This is a genomic window from Microcystis sp. M53598_WE2 (assembly GCF_030067735.1).
Classification (GTDB): domain Bacteria; phylum Cyanobacteriota; class Cyanobacteriia; order Cyanobacteriales; family Microcystaceae; genus Microcystis; species Microcystis aeruginosa.
Genome location: NZ_JASJFE010000647.1, coordinates 1 through 2,570, shown reverse-complemented (window position 1 = coordinate 2,570; position 2,570 = coordinate 1). Strand labels below are relative to the sequence as shown.

The window sequence follows — 2,570 nt, the reverse complement described above, 5'->3', positions numbered from 1 at the left end:
TGTTCTGGTGTTGGGTAAAATCGGTAAGAATAGGCTTTTTCCATATCTCGCATTCTAGCATATATCGTGTAAATGCGCTAATATTTAACGGTAAAGCCGTCGTAGAACGACGGGGTTTCAGACCCAAATTTTCGATGAAAGATTCTGATATAGATTATTCAGATATAGCTGCTACTGATGCCGAATTTTGGCAAGAAGCTACTGTAGAAGCTGCCCGTTGGATGGTATCGAGGGAAACGCCCATCGCCAGTAGGGGCAATTCATGAATTGCCCCTACTCCGTACCTACCAACTGGGTTTTAAGTTTTATGATGCCTTACATCTGGCTTTTGCTGAAGCGGGGGGCGCTGATATTTTCCTGACCACCGATGACAGGCTGCTGCGAAAAGCTCAACAATATAGAGATTCAATTAACGTAATGGTAGAGAATCCCTCGCTTTTAGCGATGGGAGTGTCAAAGGAGGATGGCAATGAAATTAGCTGAACTGAGAAAACAAGGATATCAAGCTTTAGTTGACTCTTTAGGGGTGGTGGGAATGCTCCGCTTCCTGCAACAATTGGAAGTCGGCCATGGCGATTACACCGCCGAGCGACATCAGTGGTTAGATGAACTGACCCTCGCCGATTTTCAGAGCTACGTTCAACAAAAGAAAAGTATCAATGGTGGGGAGTTGGGGGGTTAGAAGGCAAGAACTGGCTCTTCTGGTTTCTGTGTGAAAACGAGGTCTATACTGATAGAATATCCGCCAAATAGTGCTTAAAGTCTTGCCTGATCAGCATTTCACGATTCCATAAGCAAAAATTATCAGACAAAATCGAGAAGAGCCATTAATTCTGTCGGGGTGATTAGAAAGGAATATCGTCTAAATTTTCCTCCACCGATGTGTCGCTAGGTTGCCAAGCGGAAGGATTAGAAAGTTCATAGGATGCGTCGTATTCAAAATCCCCGGTGGAGACAGGTGCGACGGGTTTCTCCACCTCGGTTTTATTCGATTTGTGGGCATTGATTGGCACGACTTTTTCTGGAGTCGGGGCCGTCATTTCACCGCTACTCACGCTACCGTCAAGATGATAGAGATGGCTAATGACTAATTCGGCCCGTTTTTCCTTAAAACCTTCGGGACGATCGATCGTCTGCATGGAGAGACGACCTTCTAAAATTACCTGATCACCTTCATGATAATTCTGAGCGACTTCTGAGGCTAAATTTCCCCAAGCTACGGCCCTTAAATTAGTCGGGGTTGCCTCGGCACGATTGGCAGAAAACTCGACTAACATTTGAGCGTAGGGAGTTTGATTATCTTGGGTATAACGTAATTCGGGACGACGGACAATTTTAGCCATTAAAATGCAACTGTTCATGGTCGAAAATCAGTCTGAATTTTTCTAATAGCACCATTGTACTGAAAAAGTACAAGGATCACCACTGGGGAGGTTGGGGAATTTTATGGGACTCTGGTTAAGAAAAAATCTCTTTAACACTTGGTACAACGTCATCTTAACCCTTGCGGGTCTATTTCTCAGCCTCTGGGGGGGCTTAAGTTTTCTCGATTGGGCGATAAATCAGGCAAAATGGGCTGTAGTGACGGAAAATCTCGGTTTATTCGTAGTCGGTCGTTATCCAGAACAGTCAATATGGCGAATTTGGCTGATTTTAACGATACTTGCGGCTTTATCACTGTTTTCTTGGCAATTAAACCGGGGTCGCTTCCCCAATTGCCCCGCTTTTCTCCAACGCTGGTGGGGATTGCTCTGGTTATTGACTTTACCTTTAATCGCTTGGTTACTATTGGGAGGATTATTTTTAAAGGCAATTCCCCTCGATGATCTCAGTGGTTTAATCTTAACTTTATTAGTAGCGATCGCCAGTATGATTTTATCTTTCCCCTTGGGGGTATTATTAGCCCTGGGGAGACAGAGTGAATTACCGGCAATTCGTTGGCTATCTATTGGCTATATCGAATTATTGCGCGGTTTACCTTTGTTGGGAATTTTATTCATGGCCCAGGTGATGTTACCTTTAATTTTACCCGCCGGGACGAGACCGGAACGGGTGATCAGAGCGATCGCCGGATTTACCCTTTTTGCAGCAGCCTATCTGGCCGAAAATGTCCGGGGTGGTTTACAAGCGATTCCCAAAGGTCAAATTGAAGCGGCCAAAGCCTTGGGTTTAAAACCGATTTTCGTTTTATTATTGATCGTTCTACCCCAAGCTTTAAAAGCGGTCATTCCCGCTATTGTTGGTCAATTTATCAGTTTATTTAAGGATACTTCCCTACTGGCGATCGTGGGACTGGTGGACCTCTTGGGTATGGCAGGATCGGTTTTAGCTAATCCGAAATTTATCGGCGATTATCCAGAAGTTTATCTATTTTTGGCGTTTATTTACTGGATTTTCTGTTATTCTATGTCCCTAGCCAGTCGTAGGTTAGAACAGCGTTGATTGGGGTTGGGGAAGTGGGGAAGTGGGTAGGGCTGTTTCATTCTCCCATCAGAATATCAAAAGTAAAAGCGATCACTGTCAGGTAAAATGATAAGTGACCGCCAACTTTTTAAATATATGTTGAGCTT

5 protein-coding genes are annotated in these 2,570 nt (G+C 44.3%); 4 read left to right on the top strand and 1 reads right to left on the bottom strand.

The features are described from left to right. Nucleotides 1-134: 134 nt before the first annotated feature. Genes PX636_RS13150 through PX636_RS13140 form a run of 3 tightly spaced genes read left to right on the top strand, consistent with a single transcriptional unit; the run spans nt 135 to nt 682 of the window. Nucleotides 135-266, top strand: coding sequence for a hypothetical protein (locus PX636_RS13150; RefSeq protein WP_288117531.1), 132 nt, complete (start codon nt 135-137; stop codon nt 264-266). A 1-nt stretch (nt 267) separates the two neighbouring features. Next, nucleotides 268-483, top strand: a complete 216-nt coding sequence (locus PX636_RS13145; protein ID WP_190723162.1) for a PIN domain-containing protein — start codon at nt 268-270, stop codon at nt 481-483. Next, entirely contained in the window at nt 470-682 is a 213-nt protein-coding gene (locus PX636_RS13140; RefSeq protein WP_002758270.1) for a hypothetical protein, read from the top strand. Before PX636_RS13145 ends, PX636_RS13140 begins: the two co-directional genes overlap by 14 nt. Before the next feature lie 163 nt (nt 683-845). Here PX636_RS13140 and PX636_RS13135 read toward each other — a convergent pair whose 3' ends face one another. Further along, nucleotides 846-1,361: a single-stranded DNA-binding protein gene (locus tag PX636_RS13135; RefSeq protein ID WP_288117530.1), complete on the bottom strand. Its 516-nt coding sequence runs from the start codon at nt 1,359-1,361 to the stop codon at nt 846-848. An 85-nt stretch (nt 1,362-1,446) separates the two neighbouring features. Here PX636_RS13135 and PX636_RS13130 point away from each other — a divergent pair, with 85 nt between their 5' ends. Next, nucleotides 1,447-2,442, top strand: coding sequence for an amino acid ABC transporter permease (locus PX636_RS13130; RefSeq protein WP_159248762.1), 996 nt, complete (start codon nt 1,447-1,449; stop codon nt 2,440-2,442). Nucleotides 2,443-2,570: the final 128 nt, after the last annotated feature.